General features: G+C 71.2%; 19 protein-coding genes. 8 read left to right on the top strand and 11 right to left on the bottom strand.

All coding sequences use genetic code 11. From position 1 onward, the window contains the following. Together VKN16_08520 and VKN16_08525 are read right to left on the bottom strand one after the other, a co-directional pair. A partial coding sequence (locus tag VKN16_08520) for a MoxR family ATPase (GenBank protein HME94243.1) occupies positions 1-282 on the bottom strand: 282 nt, incomplete at its 3' end. Between the two features lie 205 nt (positions 283-487). Next, on the bottom strand, positions 488-1,531 hold the full coding sequence (locus VKN16_08525) for a glycosyltransferase (protein ID HME94244.1): 1,044 nt from the start codon (positions 1,529-1,531) through the stop codon (positions 488-490). Between the two features lie 144 nt (positions 1,532-1,675). Here VKN16_08525 and VKN16_08530 point away from each other — a divergent pair, with 144 nt between their 5' ends. Beyond that, entirely contained in the window at positions 1,676-1,939 is a 264-nt protein-coding gene (locus VKN16_08530; protein ID HME94245.1) for a zf-HC2 domain-containing protein, read from the top strand. A gap of 24 nt (positions 1,940-1,963) precedes the next feature. Here the strand turns inward: VKN16_08530 and selD are convergent, their stop codons facing one another. The 6 genes from selD to thrB all read right to left on the bottom strand — a co-directional run bounded on the left by selD (position 1,964) and on the right by thrB (position 6,091). Then, positions 1,964-3,040, bottom strand: a complete 1,077-nt coding sequence (gene selD, locus VKN16_08535) for a selenide, water dikinase SelD (GenBank protein HME94246.1) — start codon at positions 3,038-3,040, stop codon at positions 1,964-1,966. Positions 3,041-3,077: 37 nt separating this feature from the next. Continuing rightward, positions 3,078-3,971 (bottom strand): selenium metabolism-associated LysR family transcriptional regulator, encoded by an 894-nt coding sequence (locus VKN16_08540; protein HME94247.1) that lies wholly within the window; start codon positions 3,969-3,971, stop codon positions 3,078-3,080. 107 nt (positions 3,972-4,078) lie between these two features. Next, entirely contained in the window at positions 4,079-4,297 is a 219-nt protein-coding gene (locus tag VKN16_08545) for a zinc ribbon domain-containing protein (protein HME94248.1), read from the bottom strand. Positions 4,298-4,332: 35 nt separating this feature from the next. Beyond that, the gene (locus VKN16_08550; protein ID HME94249.1) at positions 4,333-4,539 is read right to left on the bottom strand and encodes a ubiquitin-like protein Pup; all 207 of its coding nucleotides are present in this window, start codon (positions 4,537-4,539) and stop codon (positions 4,333-4,335) included. Between the two features lie 45 nt (positions 4,540-4,584). Further along, complete coding sequence (gene dcd, locus VKN16_08555) at positions 4,585-5,136, bottom strand: dCTP deaminase (GenBank protein ID HME94250.1); 552 nt, start codon at positions 5,134-5,136, stop codon at positions 4,585-4,587. A gap of 43 nt (positions 5,137-5,179) precedes the next feature. Continuing rightward, positions 5,180-6,091, bottom strand: a complete 912-nt coding sequence (thrB, locus tag VKN16_08560) for a homoserine kinase (protein HME94251.1) — start codon at positions 6,089-6,091, stop codon at positions 5,180-5,182. Positions 6,092-6,164: 73 nt separating this feature from the next. Between thrB and pdhA the strand changes: the two genes are divergently transcribed. From pdhA to VKN16_08585, 5 genes are read left to right on the top strand one after another with little or no spacing between them, the layout of a single operon-like run. Beyond that, positions 6,165-7,355: a pyruvate dehydrogenase (acetyl-transferring) E1 component subunit alpha gene (gene pdhA / locus VKN16_08565; protein ID HME94252.1), complete on the top strand. Its 1,191-nt coding sequence runs from the start codon at positions 6,165-6,167 to the stop codon at positions 7,353-7,355. Then, positions 7,343-8,323: an alpha-ketoacid dehydrogenase subunit beta gene (locus tag VKN16_08570; protein HME94253.1), complete on the top strand. Its 981-nt coding sequence runs from the start codon at positions 7,343-7,345 to the stop codon at positions 8,321-8,323. Before pdhA ends, VKN16_08570 begins: the two co-directional genes overlap by 13 nt. A gap of 7 nt (positions 8,324-8,330) precedes the next feature. After that, complete coding sequence (locus VKN16_08575; protein HME94254.1) at positions 8,331-9,677, top strand: dihydrolipoamide acetyltransferase family protein; 1,347 nt, start codon at positions 8,331-8,333, stop codon at positions 9,675-9,677. 9 nt (positions 9,678-9,686) lie between these two features. Beyond that, positions 9,687-11,072 (top strand): dihydrolipoyl dehydrogenase, encoded by a 1,386-nt coding sequence (lpdA, locus tag VKN16_08580; protein ID HME94255.1) that lies wholly within the window; start codon positions 9,687-9,689, stop codon positions 11,070-11,072. An 8-nt stretch (positions 11,073-11,080) separates the two neighbouring features. Next, on the top strand, positions 11,081-11,755 hold the full coding sequence (locus VKN16_08585) for an alpha/beta family hydrolase (GenBank protein HME94256.1): 675 nt from the start codon (positions 11,081-11,083) through the stop codon (positions 11,753-11,755). Positions 11,756-11,777: 22 nt separating this feature from the next. On the opposite strand, the gene VKN16_08590 is transcribed toward VKN16_08585, so the two are convergent. The 3 genes from VKN16_08590 to VKN16_08600 are packed head-to-tail and all read right to left on the bottom strand — an operon-like array spanning position 11,778 to position 13,357. Continuing rightward, the gene (locus VKN16_08590) at positions 11,778-12,056 is read right to left on the bottom strand and encodes a hypothetical protein (GenBank protein HME94257.1); all 279 of its coding nucleotides are present in this window, start codon (positions 12,054-12,056) and stop codon (positions 11,778-11,780) included. 18 nt (positions 12,057-12,074) lie between these two features. Then, on the bottom strand, positions 12,075-12,812 hold the full coding sequence (locus VKN16_08595; protein HME94258.1) for a cytochrome c biogenesis protein CcdA: 738 nt from the start codon (positions 12,810-12,812) through the stop codon (positions 12,075-12,077). After that, positions 12,809-13,357, bottom strand: coding sequence for a TlpA disulfide reductase family protein (locus tag VKN16_08600; protein HME94259.1), 549 nt, complete (start codon positions 13,355-13,357; stop codon positions 12,809-12,811). Before VKN16_08600 ends, VKN16_08595 begins: the two co-directional genes overlap by 4 nt. An 86-nt stretch (positions 13,358-13,443) precedes the next feature. Here VKN16_08600 and VKN16_08605 point away from each other — a divergent pair, with 86 nt between their 5' ends. Then, positions 13,444-14,616, top strand: a complete 1,173-nt coding sequence (locus VKN16_08605; GenBank protein ID HME94260.1) for a four-carbon acid sugar kinase family protein — start codon at positions 13,444-13,446, stop codon at positions 14,614-14,616. Next, positions 14,613-15,650 carry a 4-hydroxythreonine-4-phosphate dehydrogenase PdxA gene (gene pdxA / locus VKN16_08610; protein ID HME94261.1) on the top strand — a complete coding sequence of 346 codons (1,038 nt, stop codon included), beginning with the start codon at positions 14,613-14,615 and terminating at the stop codon, positions 15,648-15,650. Before VKN16_08605 ends, pdxA begins: the two co-directional genes overlap by 4 nt. Positions 15,651-15,728 lie beyond the last annotated feature (78 nt).

A 15,728-nucleotide genomic window follows, 5' to 3' on the forward strand; every position in this document is an offset into this window, starting at 1 on the left:
GCCGGTGATGTCGCCCGGCATCAGGTCGGGAGTGAACTGAATGCGCGAGAAGGTCAGCTCGAGGCTCTCGGCGAGCGTCTTGATCAGAAGCGTCTTGCCGAGCCCAGGAACGCCTTCGAGCAGGACGTGCCCGCCCGCGAAGAGTCCGACCAGGACCTGGCCGACGACGTCAGCGTGGCCGACGATGATCTTGCCGACTTCGGCCCGCAGCGCCTGATAGGAGCTGACGAACTCCGTGACCCGCTGCTCCTGAGGCTGGCTCGACACGGGAGGCTGCGCCATGAACGGCTCCTTTCCCGCCTTGGAATTGACTCATCATAGGGGGGCCGTCTACCCCCGTCAACTAGTTGCCCCGTCGGACCGCTCGTCGGACGCGCGCGCGAGCTCCGCCGTCACGCCGACCGTGTCTCACGGCGGCACGGACGCGCAGGTGACCGGGCCGCGACGAGGCGATCAGCAAGGACCGTGCCCCGCGCCGTACGCGGTCTCAGCGAAACGCGGGCGCGAGGCGCGTGTACGCGGCGAGGTAGCCGTCGATCTCGCGGTCGGCGCCATAGCGGGCGCTCACCCGCTCGCGTCCGGCCTCGCCGAGCCGGGCCCGGAGGTCCGGATCCTTGAGGAGCCGATCCGCCTTGGCCGACAGCTCGTCGGGCGAGTCGAAGAGCAAGCCGGTCACGCCCTCCTCCACGAGCGAGCGATTGCCCGGGATGTTGCTCGCGAGGACCGCGCGACCGAGCGACAGCGCCTCGAGCACGGAGTTGGCCATCCCGCCCTCGGAGAGCGAGCAGTTGAGCACCACGTCGGCCAGCTCCAGCAGGGCCGGCATCCGGTTGTGCGGGACCGCGCCCAGATGGCGCGCCCACGGATGCGCGACCAGCGAGCGGACGAACGCCTCGCCCTCGACGGGGTCGAGCACGGGCCCGACGTACACCAGCTCGAGGCCGGGGTGCTCGGGCCGGAGCCGATCGAGCGGCTCGAGCGGCCGGATGGGCTGCTTGACCTTCCGGAGCCCGGCGGGAAACAGCACGATCGGACCGGGAGAACGCTGCAACGCCGCCGCCACCGGCCAGTGCCCGGTGGCCGGCTCGAAGGCCACGCTCTGCGGCACCACCACGATGCGCGCCGCGATCTCGGGCATCGCGGCGAGGATCGCGCCGGCCATCGACTCGTCGAACACGCCCACCGCGTTCGCGCCGTCGAGCACGCGGCGCACGACCGGCTCGGTATCGGGCTCGACGAGATCGTGGTTCACGTCGGTGCCGGTCAGGGTCACCAGCAGCGGGACCGATGTCCGACGGGCCAGGCGCACGGCGGTCGGCCCGGCGCGGAACGCGTGGAAGGCGTGAATCAGCGCCGGCCCGTACTGGACGATCTGGTGCTCGACCGCGCTCTCGGGCACGCTGGAGAGATCCCAGACCCGCACCTCCACCTCACGCTGACGGAGGCCGCGGGCGATCCGCTCGACCGTGATGGCATTGCCGCGGACCGATGGCGACGCGAAGGGGGTGACGAGAGCCACGCGGGCGGGCATGTGTGCGTCGAGCCTACACTGAGCGTGCGCGTCAAGGCAATCCGCGCGCGCCGTGCGACGGCGAAAGACGGACTTGCCGCCGGCCGGGCGTATGTTAAGGTTTGGCTACATCACACGTTGCCTCATCGGCGAGGGGGAATGGGCATGGGCGGGTCGGCACGAGAGATCGGGTGCCCGGAATGCGTGGAGCTCCTCGCCGACTACATCGACGGATCGCTGCCGCCGGACCAGACCGAGTTGCTCGAGTGGCATCTCGACGGCTGCCCGCCCTGCGTGGCCTTCGTCAATACGTACCGAGGCACCGTGGACGCGGCCCGCCGCCTGCGCGAGCATCCCGAGACCAAGCTGCCGCCCGAGCTCCGCCAGAAGCTGATCGCCTTCCTGAAGCGCTCCGACGCCTCCCGCTAGACGCTCGCTCCGGCGTGATCGCGCCTAGACGAGCGCGAGCCGGGCGTCCGCGGTGACGGTGCCCACCTCCCACACCGCCTCGCCCGCTTTCGCGAACGCCTCGAAGACCTGCTCTGCGCGCGGCGCGTCCACCGCGAACAGCAGCCCGCCCGATGTCTCCGACTCGCACAGCAGCTTGACGAGTGACTCCGGCACGCCGGGCCCGACGTGGAACCGTCCGCGCGCGGCGAAGGCCGCGTCGAGATGGCTCCGGTTTCGCCCCATCCCGCCGCTGAACACGCCGGCCTCCGCCAACGCCAGCGCTCCCGGCAGGAGCGGCAGGTCGCGCGCGCGGAACTCGATCCCGGCGTCGGACGACTCCGCCATCTCGCCCGCGTGCCCGAGCAGGCCGAACCCGGTGATGTCGGTGGCGCCGCGGGCCGCCGCCTGCTGGGCGACCTCGGCGGCCACGCGGTTGAGGCGCAGCATGCTGGCCACCGCGCCGTCCAGCGTCGCCGCATCCGTCTTGTCGTTCTTCGCCGCGGTCGCGATCACGCCGGTGCCGAGCGGCTTGGAGAGGAACACGCGTTGCCCGGCGCGCAGGCCGCCCTTGATCAGGATGCGGCGCGGATCGACGCGGCCGGTCACGCACAGGCCGTACTTGGGCTCGGCGTCCACCACGGTGTGGCCGCCCGCGATGACGCCGCCCGCCTCGCGCACCTTGTCCGCGCCACCACGGAACACCGCCGCGATGATGTCCTTGGGCAGGTCGCGCGGGAAGCCGGCCACGTTGAGGGCAAAGAGCACCTGGCCGCCCATCGCGTAGACGTCGGACATCGAGTTGGCCGCGGCGATCGCGCCGAAGAGGTACGGATCGTCGACGATGGGCGGGAAGAAATCGACGGTCTCCACGATCGCGACGTCGTCGCTCACGCGGTAGACCGCGGCGTCGTCGCTCTTGCCGAGCCCGACCAACAGGTCGGCGTGCTCCTCGTGCCGCAGATCACCGAGCACGTCCTGGAGATCTCCAGGACCCATCTTGGACGCTCAGCCCGCGCAGGCCGCGTAGGCGGTGAGACGGATCTGCTTGCCGGTCCTGGGATCGATCAGTCGGGTGTCCATCACGGTTCCGGAGGGGACGTCGACCGCCGGTGAGGCGTCAGACTGCCTCGGCCTCGACGAAGGCCCGGAATGCCTCGGCCAGCGGCGAGCGGCTCCGCTCCCGATTGGTGGCCAGGTAGAACGCGCGGTTGATCTTGAGGTTCTTCACCCGGAGGCACCCCAAGACTCCGATCCGGCACTCGTCCTCGACGGCCCGCCGCGACGCCAGCGACACCCCGACCGAAGCCTTGACCGCCTGCTTGATCGCCTGGGTCGAGCCCATCTCGCCCACCACCCGGCACTCCGCCAGATCCACCCCGGCCGCCTCGAGGGCGGTCTCCAGCGCCGCGCGCGTGCCCGAGCCGCGCTCCCGGAGCAAGAGCGGCTCGGCGCGCAGCTCCTCGATGGTCACCTGCTTGCGCCCGTGCCACGCATGCGCCGCGCCGACGATCAGCACGATGTCGTCCGGGAAGAGCTCGCGGTACTCGATGCTCCGATGCGCCGGGCGGGCACCCACCACGCCGATCTCCGCGCGTCCCTCCGCGACCCATTCGGTCACCGCCTGGCTGCCTCCGATGAGCAGGGTGATCGCGATGTCGGGGAATTTCTCCTTGAAGCGTCCGATCAGCGCGGGAAGGATGTACTCGCCGGGAATCGTGCTCGCGCCGACGAGGAGATCGCCGCTCATGCGGCCCTGGAAGCTCTCCATCGCCTGCCGCGCCTCGTGCGACAGCGCGAGCATCCGCTGCGCGTAGGAGAGCAGAAGCGCGCCCCCGCGGGTCACCGCGGCGCCTCGGCCGAGCCGATCCAGCAGCCGGAGGCCCAGATCATCCTCGAGGGTGCGGATGTGCTCCGAGACGGTCGGCTGGGTCAGGAAGAGCGCGTCGGCCGCGCGGGAAAACGAGCCCAGCTCGGCGACCTTGACGAAGATCTCGAGCTGGCGCAGATCCACGGCGCCGAGTATAGAAGCGCGGCGCGGCCCTGTCCAGCCGACGGCGGCGCATGGCGAAAACAAAAGGGCCCCGAAGGGCCCCGCGTCGTCACGCGGAGATCAGGCGCTCAGTGGCAGCCGCACCCGCCTCCGCAGCAACCGCCTCCCCCGCCCATGGGCGCGGCAGGCCCGCTCGAGGCGCGGGCGCCCACCTTCACCCCGACGATCGACAGGCGACGGCTCACCCGGTCGCTCCGACAGGACGGGCAGGCCACCGCGGTGGGCGCCTGCACGAGCTTCTCGAACTCGGCCCCGCAGGCGAGGCATCCGTATTCGTAGATCGGCATCGTTCCCGCTCTCTCCGTGACGTCAGGCGGTCGGACTACTGCCCGCCGCGCTGCACGTAGCTCTTGACGAACTCCTCGGCGTTCTCCTCGAGGATGTCGTCGATTTCGTCGAGCAGGTTGTCGAGCTCTTCCTTGATCTTCTTGCCCTTCTTGCTCAGCTCGGCACTGCCCGCTCCGCCGTCCTCGCCCCCGCCTTCGGAAGGCTTGGTCGGCCTCGTTTCCTTTTTCTTCTGCTCAGCCATGGCACGTCACCTCCTGGCCCCGGTCAGCGAGGCCGGCGTCAGGACCTAGACGGTGGGGAGCACGATCCCCTGCTGGCCCTGGTACTTCCCCTGCCTGTCCGCATATGACGTCTCACAGGCCTCGTCCGATTCAAAGAACAGGACCTGCGCGATGCCCTCGTTGGCGTAGATCTTCGCGGGCAACGGTGTGGTGTTGCTGATCTCCAGCGTGACGTAGCCCTCCCACTCCGGCTCGAAGGGCGTCACGTTGGTGATGATGCCGCAGCGCGCGTAGGTGGACTTCCCCACGCAGATGGTCAGGACGTTGCGCGGGATCTTGAAGTACTCCACCGAGCGCCCCAGGGCGAAGGAATTCGGCGGGATCAGCGCCACGTCGCCCTGGTAGTCCACGAAGGATCGCGGATCGAAGCCCTTCGGATCCACGATCGTGGTGTTGATGTTCGTGAAGATCTTGAACTCGTCGGCGATCCGGATGTCGTAGCCGTAGGACGACAGGCCGTACGAGATCGACCCCTTCCGGACCTGCCGATCCTCGAAGGGCTTGATCATGCCCTTCTCGGCGGCCATCCGCCTGATCCAGCGGTCGCTCTTGATCACGGATACACCTTGGAGCGATCGTACTGCCGGCTTCGAGTAGGAGTCAAGTCTCCGACACCCGTTCCCACGTCGCGCCGACCGGATCGACGGGCAGCGGCATCGCGCGACCGGCGATGCCGACGTCCCGCAGGGCCCGTTCCATCGCCTCGGCCACCGCCCGACCGCCGCCCTGGCGCACCGCGGCCAGCATCGAGGGCCCCGCGCCGCTCAGGACGCAGCCGAGTCCGCCGGCCCGGCGGCCCGCGGCCGCGATCGCCTCCATCCACGGGAACAGGCGCTGGCGATACGGCTGATGGAGCCGGTCCTGCATGGCCTGGTCGAGCAGGTCCGTGCGGCCGGTCGCGAGGGCGGCGAGCAGCAGGCTCACCCGCTGCACGTTGAACACCGCGTCGGAGCGCGAGACCGTGTCGGGCAGGACCGCGCGGGCGTCGCGGGTGGAGCTCTCGGTTTCGGGCAGGAGCACCACCCACTCCACCTCGCTCGGCGCGGGAAGGCTGACCGCCGTGACCCGCCCGCCATCGGCGCAGGACACGGTGAGCCCGCCCAGCAGCGCGGCGGCGACGTTATCGGGATGGCCCTCGGCCCGGGCCGCCGCGGTCAGGACGGCTTCCCGATCGAGGGGCTCACCCATCAACGCGTTGGCGGCGAGCAGTCCCCCGACCCACGCCGCCGCACTCGAGCCGAGGCCACGGCTGAGCGGGATCCGGTTGATGCAGCGGAGGCGAGCACCGTGAAACGGCCGGCCCGCGACCTCGTGCGCGAGGGCCACCGCACGCGCCACGAGATTCTTCGCGCCCTCGTCCAGACGCCCCCGGCCCTCGCCCTCGATCGAGACCGTGACCTCGGCCGCCGCCTCGGCGACGACCTCGTTGTGCAGCGCCAGCGCCAGGCCCAGCGCGTCGAATCCCGGCCCGAGATTGGCGGAGGTGGCGGGCACGCGGACCCGGACGCGCATGGCCGGAGAATACCCGCTTTCCGAGGACCCGCCTAGATGCATCCAGGGGTAGAATGCAGAGCACGAGAGGCTCATGCCGAGGACCAACATCGAGCCGCAGTTCACGGTCGAGCACCTGTCGGTCCTGGACGCCGACGGCAACCTGGACTCCGCCGTCGAGCCGCCGATTCCCCCCGACGAGCTCAAGCGCCTGTACCGCTCGATGGTGCTGGCGCGCCGCTTCGACGAGCGCATGCTGCGGCTGCAGCGCCAGGGCCGCATCGGCACATTCGCTCCGATCAAGGGGCAGGAGGCCGCCCAGCTCGGCAGCGTGGCGACCTTGCGCCGGACCGACTGGATGGTGCCGTCGTTCCGGGAGACCGCGTCGATGCTCTGGCGCGGGTGGCCGATGGAGAAGATGCTGCTCTTCTTCGCCGGCTATCTCGAGGGCGGCCAGCCCGCGGCGGACCAGCACGACCTGCCGGTGTGCATCCCGGTCAGCACCCAGCTGCCGCACGCGGTGGGCCTCGCCTACGCCGCGCAGTACCGCGGCGACGATGCGGTGGTGATGGTGTACTGCGGCGACGGGGCGACCTCGGAGGGCGACTTCCACGAGGCGATGAACTTCGCCGGGGTGTGGCACGTACCGGTGGTGTTCGTGATCCAGAACAACCAGTGGGCCATCTCGATCCCGTTCAAGAAGCAGACGAACTCCCGCACGATCGCCCAGAAGGCCCTCGCCTACGGCTTTCCCGGCATCCAGGTCGACGGCAACGACGTGCTCGCGGTCTACGCGGCCAGCCAGGAGGCGGTGGCCCGCGCGCGGCAGGGCGACGGCCCGACCCTCATCGAGTGCGTGACCTATCGCCTCGGCGTGCACACGACCTCGGACGACCCGACCAAGTACCGGTCCGCCGAGGAGGTCGCGTCCTGGGAGCGGAAGGACCCGCTCACCCGCTTCGGCGCGTACCTGGACACCCGCGGTCTCCGCGAGCCCGGCCTCGAGGACCAGATCGACGGGGAGATCGCGGCCGCGGTTCGCTCGTTCGAGGCCACCGCCGGCGCCGATCCCCTGACGATGTTCGCCCACGCCTACGCCGAGCCCTTCCCCGCGCTCGAAGCGCAGCGGACCGCCATGCAAGCCCGGCTCGAGCACGTGACGAGCGAGCGCCCGGCCGGGGCGCCCGCCGATGCGCCGGCGCGCGAGCCCGCGTCCACCGGCGGTGAGCACGCGGTCCCCACCAGCCCGCCCATGCGCGGCCAGAGGCGACCGTGGCGAAGCTGAACATGGTCAAGGCGCTGAACCTGGCGCTGCTCCAGGAGATGGAGCGCGATCCGGACGTGCTGATCATCGGCGAGGACGTGGGCGTGGACGGCGGCGTCTTTCGCGTCACCGAGGACCTGCACCGGAAGTTCGGCGGCACGCGAGTGGTGGACAGTCCCCTGGCCGAGGCCGGCATCATCGGGGCCTCCGTGGGCATGGCTCTCTACGGGCTCAAGCCGATCTGCGAGATCCAGTTCTCGGGGTTCGCCTTCCAGTGCTTCCATCAGATCGAGAACCACGCCGCCCGCTACCGCATGCGGACGCAGGGGCGCTTCGGCTGCCAGATGGTGGTGCGAATGCCCTACGGCGGCGGCGTTCGCGCGCTGGAGCACCACTCCGAGAGCGAGGAGCAGTTCTACGCGCACATCCCGGGGCTCAAGATGGTGATCCCGTCCGGACCCCGCAATGCGCGGGCGCTCCTGGCCTCGGCCATCCGCGATCCTGACCCGGTGATCTTCTTCGAGGCCAAGGCCCTCTATCACGCGGCCAAGGAGGACGTGCCCGACGAGATGGAGACGATGGAGATCGGCCGCGCCCGGGTCGACCGCGCCGGTGACGATCTGACCATCGTGGCCTACGGCGCGATGGTCCGCGTCGCCCGCGAAGCCGCCGACCGCCTGCAACAGGAGGACGGCGTGGGGTCCGAGATCGTCGATCTGCTCACGATCTCTCCCCTCGACCGCGACACGCTCGCCGCCTCCGTCCGCAAGACCGGCCGGGCCGTCATCGTGCACGAGGCCCCGAAGAGCTTCGGCCCCGGCGCCGAGATCGCCACGTCGATCATGGAGGGCGCCTTCCTCTCTCTGGAGGCGCCGATCCAGCGGGTGACCGCCCACGACGTGCCGTTCGTCGGCTTCGCCCGGGAGCGCGCCAACCTGCCCGACGTCCCCCGGGTGCTGACGGCCTGTCGCGAGACCCTGAAGTTCTAGTTTTCTCATGTCCAGGCCATTTGCGCTGCCCGACCTCGGAGAGGGCTTGACCGAGGCGGAGATCGTCGCGGTCCTCGTGCGGGAAGGCGACGTGATCGCCGAGGACGCTCCGCTGCTCGAGGTGGAGACCGACAAAGCGCAGGTGGAAATCCCCTCGCCGATGGGCGGCCGGGTGGAGAAGATCCACGTCTCGCCTGGCCAGACCGTGAAGGTCGGTACCGTGCTGGTGACCTTCGCCGACGACGGCGCGTCGGCGCAGCCGGCTGCCGCGGCCGGCGACGCGGCTCATCGGAAGCCGACGGCTGCGCCACCCCGGCGGGCGGCACCGGGTCAATCGTCTCCGGCGCCGGCCGAGCCGTCCGCGGCGCCTCGGCCATCGGCGGCGCCGGCTCCCGCCGCGGGCCCCGTGGCCGCCACCCCGGCCACGCGCCGACTCGCGCGCGAGCTGGGCGTGGCACTCCCGGGCGTCCGCGGCACCGGGCCGGGCGGCCGGATCGTCGACGACGACGTGCGGGCCGCGGCGGCACGGGCGGGCCAGCCGACGGCCGTCGCGCCGGCGGAGCGCGCGAAACCGGCCGCGCCCGCGGCACCGGCCAAGCCGCTGGCCGGCGTCGGCCTGGAGCCGCCGCCCCTACCGCGATTCGAGCAGTGGGGACCCGTCGAGCGCACGCCCCTGTCGCACCTCCGCCGGACCATCGCGGAGCGCATGACGCTGTCGGCCACGCTGATTCCGCACGTCACGCACTTCGACCGCGCCGATATCACGGACCTGGACGCGATCATCACCCGCAACCTCGAGGCCGCGCGCGCCCAGGGCGTCACGCTGACCCTGACCGGCTTCCTGCTCAAGGCCACCGCGCTGGCGCTGCGGAGCCATCCCCAGTTCAACGCGAGCCTCGATCCCGCCGCCGGGGAGATGATCCTCAAGCGCTACTACCACGTCGGCGTGGCGGTGGCCACCGAGCGCGGCCTCATCGTGCCGGTGCTGCGCGACGTCGATCGCAAGCCGGTGCTCGAGGTCGCGCGAGAGCTGGGTGCGCTGGCCCAGCGCGTTCGCGAGGGCAAGGCCACGCTCGACGATCTGCGCGGGGGCACCTTCACCATCACCAACATCGGCGCGCTCGGCGGCACCGCCGCGATCCCGATCATCAACTATCCGGAGGTCGCCATCCTGGGCGTGGCCCGGGCCCGCCAGGAACCGGTCGTGCGTCAGGGCCAGATCGTCCCGCGGCTGATCCTGCCGCTGACCCTCACCTTCGATCACCGCATCGCCGACGGGGCGGACGGCGCGCGCCTCGCCACCGACATCGTGCAGCGGCTCGAGGCGCCCGAGCGCCTGCTCTGGGAGTGGTAGCCGATGGTGATGGGTGATCTCGTCGACGAAGTCGACGTGGCCGTGCTGGGGGGCGGACCCGGCGGCTACTCGGCCGCGTTCCGCTGCGGCGACCTGGGGCTCGAAACGGTGGTCATCGACACGACCGGTCGGCTGGGGGGCGCCTGCCTCTACGAGGGCTGCATTCCCAGCAAGGCGCTCCTGCACGTCGCCGCGGTGCTCAGCGAGGCGGGGCGCGCGAAGGAGTTCGGCGTCGACTTCGGCGAGCCGCGCATCTCGCTCGACCCGCTGCGGAAGTGGAAGCAGGAGCGCGTGGTCGGCAAGCTCGCCCGCGGGCTCGCCTCGGTGGCCCGCGGGAAGCACGTCGAGGTGGTGGGCGGACGCGGCGTGTTCGAGGACTCGACCACCCTGCGCATCGAGGGCGGCGACGCGCTGCGGAAGATCCGATTCAAGCACGCCATCGTGGCCACCGGCTCGCGGGCGAGCGCGCTGCCCGGCGTGACGCTCGTCAGCGACCGCCTGATGGACTCCACCGCGGCGCTCGAGCTGCCCGACATCCCGGAGCGGCTGCTGGTCATCGGCGGGGGCTACATCGGTCTCGAGATGGGCACGGTGTACGCCACGCTGGGCAGTCAGGTGACGCTCGTCGAGATGACCGACGGGCTCCTGCCGGGGGTGGACCGCGACCTCGTCCAGCCGCTCCAGCGCCGGATCGAGAAGCTGTTCACCGCCGTCCACCTGAAGACGAAGGTCACCGCCCTGCGCGAGGCGGGCGGAGCGATCGAGGCGGATTGGGAGGGCCAGGGCACCCAGCGCTTCGACCGGGTCCTGATCGCGGTGGGGCGGCGCGCGCAGAGCGGCGGGCTGGGCCTCGAGGCCACGCGCGTGCGGCTGGCCGCTCGCACCGGCTTCGTCCAGGTGGACGATCGCTGCCGCACCGACGACCCCCACATCTACGCGGTGGGCGACGTCACCGGCGAGCCGATGCTCGCCCACCGAGCCATGCGCCAGGGCAAGGTGGCCGCCGAGGCCATCGCCGGCCAGCCGTCCGCGTTCGACAACGTGGCCATCCCGGCCGTCGTCTTCACCGATCCCGAGATCGCCTGGTGCGGGCTCAGCGAGGCTCAGGCCAAGGCGCAGGGCATCGAGCCCAAGGTCTCGAAATTCCAATGGGCAGCATCCGGCCGTGCCGCGACGATCGGCCGCTCCGACGGCCTCACCAAGCTGGTCGCGGATGCGCAGTCCGGGCGTGTTGTCGGTGTCGGCATCGTCGGCCCCGGCGCGGGCGAGCTGATCGCGGAGGCCACCCTGGCGGTCGAGACCGCGGCGCTCGTCGAGGACGTCGCGGCCACCATCCACGCCCACCCGACCTTGTCCGAGACCTTCATGGAAGCGGCCGAGAACCTTCTCGGCTAGGGCACGCCGTGCCCGAGTCGATGCAGGTGGCGGTCGGCGACTCGAGCGTGACCGCGCTCGTCTATCCGCCGCCGGATCCCGCGCGGGCCAGCGCTACCGTGATCCTCGCCCATGGAGCTGGGCTGCCCCAGACCAGCGCGTTCATGGTCGACTTCGCCGGCGCGCTGGCCCGCCGCGGCTGCCGGGCCGTCACGTTCAACTTCGCCTACACCGAGCAGCGGCGCCGGCTACCGGATCGCGCGCCGGTGCTCGAAGCCTGCTTCCGGGATGTGGTCACGGCCGTCCGAGCCCGGCCGGAGCTGGTGTCGCCCCGGCTGGTGATCGGCGGCAAGTCGATGGGCGGGCGCATGGCCACTCACCTGGCCGCCCAGGGGCTCGCGGCGCTGACCGGCGTCGTGGTCCTGGGCTACCCGCTGCATCCGCCCGGCCGGCCGGACCAGCTGCGCGTGGAGCACCTGGCGCGCATCCGGCAGCCGCTGCTGGTGGTGCAAGGCGAGCGCGATGCCTTCGGCACGCCGGACGAGCTTCGGCCCTTCCTCGCGCCGCTCCCCGCCGCGACGATCCACGTGGTCGAAGGCGGCGATCACTCGCTCAAGGTGGCGCGCCGTGGTCCGGTACGGCAGGAGGAGGTGTTCGAGCGGGTGCAGGACCTGATCGCCCGCTGGATCGCCGAGTTGCCGTGACCGAGCGCTCTCGGCGGTGCGCTCAGCGCAGATCGATCTCGACTCCGCCGACCAGTCCGGCCAGACCGTTGTAGAGCCAGGCCGCGATCAGGGTGATCACGAAGCCCGCCACGCCGTAGAGCACCGGGAAGAACACCACCGCGGCCATCCCGAAGACGGGGTTGCCGGGATCACGACCTGGCACGCCGCCCATCGTCGCCGCGAACAGCGAGACGAAGGCGCCCATGATCAGGCCGAGGATGACGTAGAGCAAACCGACGATCTTGGCACAGGACAGGGGACCGACCCGGTTGACGACCATGCCCGACCTCCTGCTGGGTTAGAGGCGCTTCAGCAGCCACTCGGGAGTGAGGCTGATGGCCCAGGAGTTCAGCAGCACGTAGTAGTTCGTGGCGACGAGGATGCCCACCACCACGAGCAGCACGCCGGCCGCGCGCTCCACCGCCGGGATGAACGGGCGGTAGCGCTTGAAGAAGCGCAGGAACGCGCCCAGCGCCACCGAGGAGAGCAGGAACGGCAGCCCGAGCCCGGCCGAGTAGGACAGCAGCAGCGTGATCCCCTGCCCGATGGTCTTGTCGTTGCTGGCGAGGGTCAGGATGGAGCCCAGGATCGGCCCCACGCAGGGCGTCCAGCCAATCGCGAAGGTCAGCCCGACCAGGAAGGACCCGATGAGCCCGGCCGGCTTGCTCCGGATCTGCATCTGCTGGGTCCGCCCGAAGATGCCGACGCGGAGCACGCCCGCGATGTACAGCCCGAACACGATGATCAGCACGCCGCCGCCGATCCGGATCCAGTCCCGGTAGTCCAGCAGGAACTGACCCGCCGCGCTGAAGGACGCGCCCAGGCTCACGAAGACCACGCTGAAGCCGACGATGAAGGCCACCGAGTGCAGGAGCACGCGGGTCCGCGCCCCCGCGCTGACCTCGTGAGTGAGCCGGTCCACCGACATCCCGGTGATGAAGGACAGGTACGACGGGAACAGCGGCAACACGCACGGGGAGAGGAACGAGAAGAGCCCGGCCGAGAAGGCCACCAGGACGCCGAGGGACTCGCTCATTTGAGCAGCGAGTCCATCAACGCGTGGGCCGCCTTGCCGTCCCACTCGCGCGCGCCGTTGGCGAACAGCACGCGCTTGCCCTGCTTGTCGATGAGGAAGGTGGACGGCACCGCCCACACCCCGTAGGTCTCCCGCACCGCCATCTTGGGATCGAGCCCGACCGGGAAGGTGATCGCGAACTTCTTCACGAACGGATTCACCACGCTCGCCCCCTGTGCGTCGAGGGAGATGGCCAGGACCACCAGGCCGCGATCCTTGTAGGCGCGGTGCAGACGCTCCATGCTCGGCATCTCCTCCCGGCACGGCTCGCACCACGTCGCCCAGAAGTTGAGGAACACGACCTTGCCGCGCAGGTCCGCGAGCCGGATCGTGTGGTCGTCGGGCGTGCGCACCTGGAATTCCGGCGCGTCCTTCACCGGCTTGGGACGGATCAGGGAGAGCGCCGCCACCGGATCCTCGGCGGACATCCCCTCGCGGCTCGGCAGCCACGCCCACGCCAGCGCGGCGACCGTGAGCAGCAGCGCCACGACGAGGCGAGATTTCACCGACGCAGTATACACCGCGCGTCCGCCGGCCCACCGCGTCGGGCCTGGTCCGGAAGCCGCGGATTCTGTGGTACGGTGGTCCACTCATGGCGGCAAGCGCATCCCAGGTTGTCACGATCGTCGCCGATGACCTGACCGGCGCCTGCGACACCGGCTGCCTGTTCGCGGGAGCCGGACCGGTCGGAGTGATCGCCGAGCCCGATCTGTCGTCCTCGGACCGGCCCGTCATCACCATCGACACCGAGAGCCGAATGCTGCCCCCCGAGGCGGCCGGTGCCGCGGTGCGCGCGAGCGCACAGCGGCTGCGCCAGCGGCTGGCGACCGGTCACGTCTTCAAGAAGATCGACTCGACGATGCGCGGCTCGGTGGCCGCGGAGCTGGCCGCGCTGCTCGAGCACGGCTTCTCCGGCGCGCTCGTCTGCCCCGCGTTCCCGGCTCAGCGGCGCGTCGTTCGTGATGGTTGCCTCCTCGTCGATTCCGTTCCCGTCCACGAGTCCCCGATCGGCCGCGACCCCGCGTTTCGCGCGACCACCTCGGACATGCTGGGCCTGCTCGCGGGCGTGCGCCCGGTCGCCCGGCTCGGCCTGGAGGAAGTCCGCGCCGGCCGCGAGAAGGTCGCCCACCGACTCGAGCAGCACCGGGGCGCGGTGGTCGCCGCCGACGCGGAGACCGACGCCGATCTGGCCGGCCTCGCCGAGGCCGCGCTGATCGTGTCCCGCACCCTCGTCGCGGGATCGGCGGGTCTCGGCCGGGCCCTGAGCCGCGCGCTCGGCGGCGGCGTGCCGATCGTGCCGCTGCCGCACGGCCGCGCCTGGCTCGTCGTGATCGGCAGCCTGCATCCGACCAGCCGCGCCCTCGTGGATGGAGCAGCCCTCTCGGTGCCTGTCGTCGTCGCCGGCTCGCAAAACCATACCGATCCCGCGCCGGCCATCGCGGCGCTGGCGAGCGGCCGGCCCGCGGTGGTCGCGAGCGTCACGACGCCGGTGTCGCGCGAGGACATCCTGAGAAGCCTCGCGCAGACCGCGACCGAGATCCTCGAGGCGGCCGCGCCCGATCTCGTGGCGGTCACCGGGGGCGACACCGCCTACGCGCTGATCCGGGCGCTCGGGCCGCGGCGCTTCGACCTCGTCGGCGCCCCGGCCGACGGGCTGGCCCTGGGCCGCCTCGTCCTGCGCGGGGGACGTGAGATCTCGCTGCTCACCAAGGCGGGCGGATTCCGCTCGACCGTGTTCGACGCCCTCCTGGGAGGAACCTCGTGACCGCCGCTCGCGTTCCCGTGCTCGGCATCACCATGGGCGACCCCGCCGGGGTCGGCCCGGAGATCATCGCCAAGGCGCTGGCGCAGCCCGAGGTCGCGGCGGCGTGCAAGGCGGTGGTCATCGGCGACCGGTCGGTGATGGAGGCGACGCTGACGCTGCTCCGGTCGCCGCTGCGGTTGCACGCGGTCAAATCCATCGACGCATGCCGCTTCGAGCCGGGCGCGCTCGAGTGCCTCGACCTGGCCAACGTGGATGCGGCCGCGCTGCCGAAATCCACGGTCAGCGCCGAGGCCGGCCGCGCCGCGTACGCCTACATCGAGACCGGCGTGCGGCTCTGTCAGGCCGGCGCCATCGACGGCATCGTCACCGCGCCGGTCAACAAGGAAGCGCTCGCCGCGGCGGGCGTGCAGCACTCCGGGCACACCGAGATCCTGGCCCGGCTCACCGACACGAAGGACTTCGCGATGCTCCTGATGGGCAAGGAGCTGCGCGTCATCCATGTCACCACCCACGTGGCGCTGCGCCGCGTGCCGGACCTGGTCACCCGCGAGCGCGTCGGCCGCGTCATCCACCTGGCCCAGCAGACCATGACCGGCCTGGGCCGCCCGCGGGCCCGCATCGCGGTGTGCGGGCTCAATCCGCACGCGGGCGAGGACGGCCTCTTCGGCGACGAGGAGAAGACGCAGATCATCCCGGCGGTCGAGGACGCGCGGCGGGCCGGGCTCGACGTGCACGGTCCGCTGCCCGCCGACACGGTCTTCTCCCGCGCCCGCGGGGGCGAGTTCGACATCGTGGTCGCGATGTACCACGACCAGGGACACGTGCCGGTGAAGACACTCGGCTTCAACTACGACGAGAAGAGCGGCACCTGGACCGGGCTGTCCGGCGTCAACGTCACGGTCGGGCTGCCGTTCCTCCGCGTGTCGGTCGACCACGGGACCGCGTTCGACCGGGCCTGGAAGGGCATCGCCAATCCCGAGAGCATGCTGGAGGCTCTGGACGTCGCGGTGCGCATGCTCGGCGCCCGCGGTTGACACCCGCCATGCCGTCGGGCGCCGACCGACCCAGGCTCCCGCACCGACGACATCGGCGGCACCGCCTCGCCCCGCGCT

The organism is Candidatus Methylomirabilota bacterium (assembly GCA_035315345.1).
Lineage (GTDB): Bacteria > Methylomirabilota > Methylomirabilia > Rokubacteriales > CSP1-6 > CAMLFJ01.

Coding starts and splice junctions, on each gene's coding strand:
- VKN16_08545 (HME94248.1), bottom strand. CDS start 4,297: ATGCCGATCTACGAATACGGATGCCTCGCCTGCGGGGCCGAGTTCGAG.
- VKN16_08530 (HME94245.1), top strand. CDS start 1,676: ATGGGCGGGTCGGCACGAGAGATCGGGTGCCCGGAATGCGTGGAGCTC.
- VKN16_08605 (HME94260.1), top strand. CDS start 13,444: ATGGCGGCAAGCGCATCCCAGGTTGTCACGATCGTCGCCGATGACCTG.
- VKN16_08550 (HME94249.1), bottom strand. CDS start 4,539: ATGGCTGAGCAGAAGAAAAAGGAAACGAGGCCGACCAAGCCTTCCGAA.
- VKN16_08595 (HME94258.1), bottom strand. CDS start 12,812: ATGAGCGAGTCCCTCGGCGTCCTGGTGGCCTTCTCGGCCGGGCTCTTC.
- thrB (HME94251.1), bottom strand. CDS start 6,091: ATGCGCGTCCGGGTCCGCGTGCCCGCCACCTCCGCCAATCTCGGGCCG.
- VKN16_08525 (HME94244.1), bottom strand. CDS start 1,531: ATGCCCGCCCGCGTGGCTCTCGTCACCCCCTTCGCGTCGCCATCGGTC.
- VKN16_08575 (HME94254.1), top strand. CDS start 8,331: ATGTCCAGGCCATTTGCGCTGCCCGACCTCGGAGAGGGCTTGACCGAG.
- pdhA (HME94252.1), top strand. CDS start 6,165: ATGCCGAGGACCAACATCGAGCCGCAGTTCACGGTCGAGCACCTGTCG.
- VKN16_08590 (HME94257.1), bottom strand. CDS start 12,056: ATGGTCGTCAACCGGGTCGGTCCCCTGTCCTGTGCCAAGATCGTCGGT.
- lpdA (HME94255.1), top strand. CDS start 9,687: ATGGGTGATCTCGTCGACGAAGTCGACGTGGCCGTGCTGGGGGGCGGA.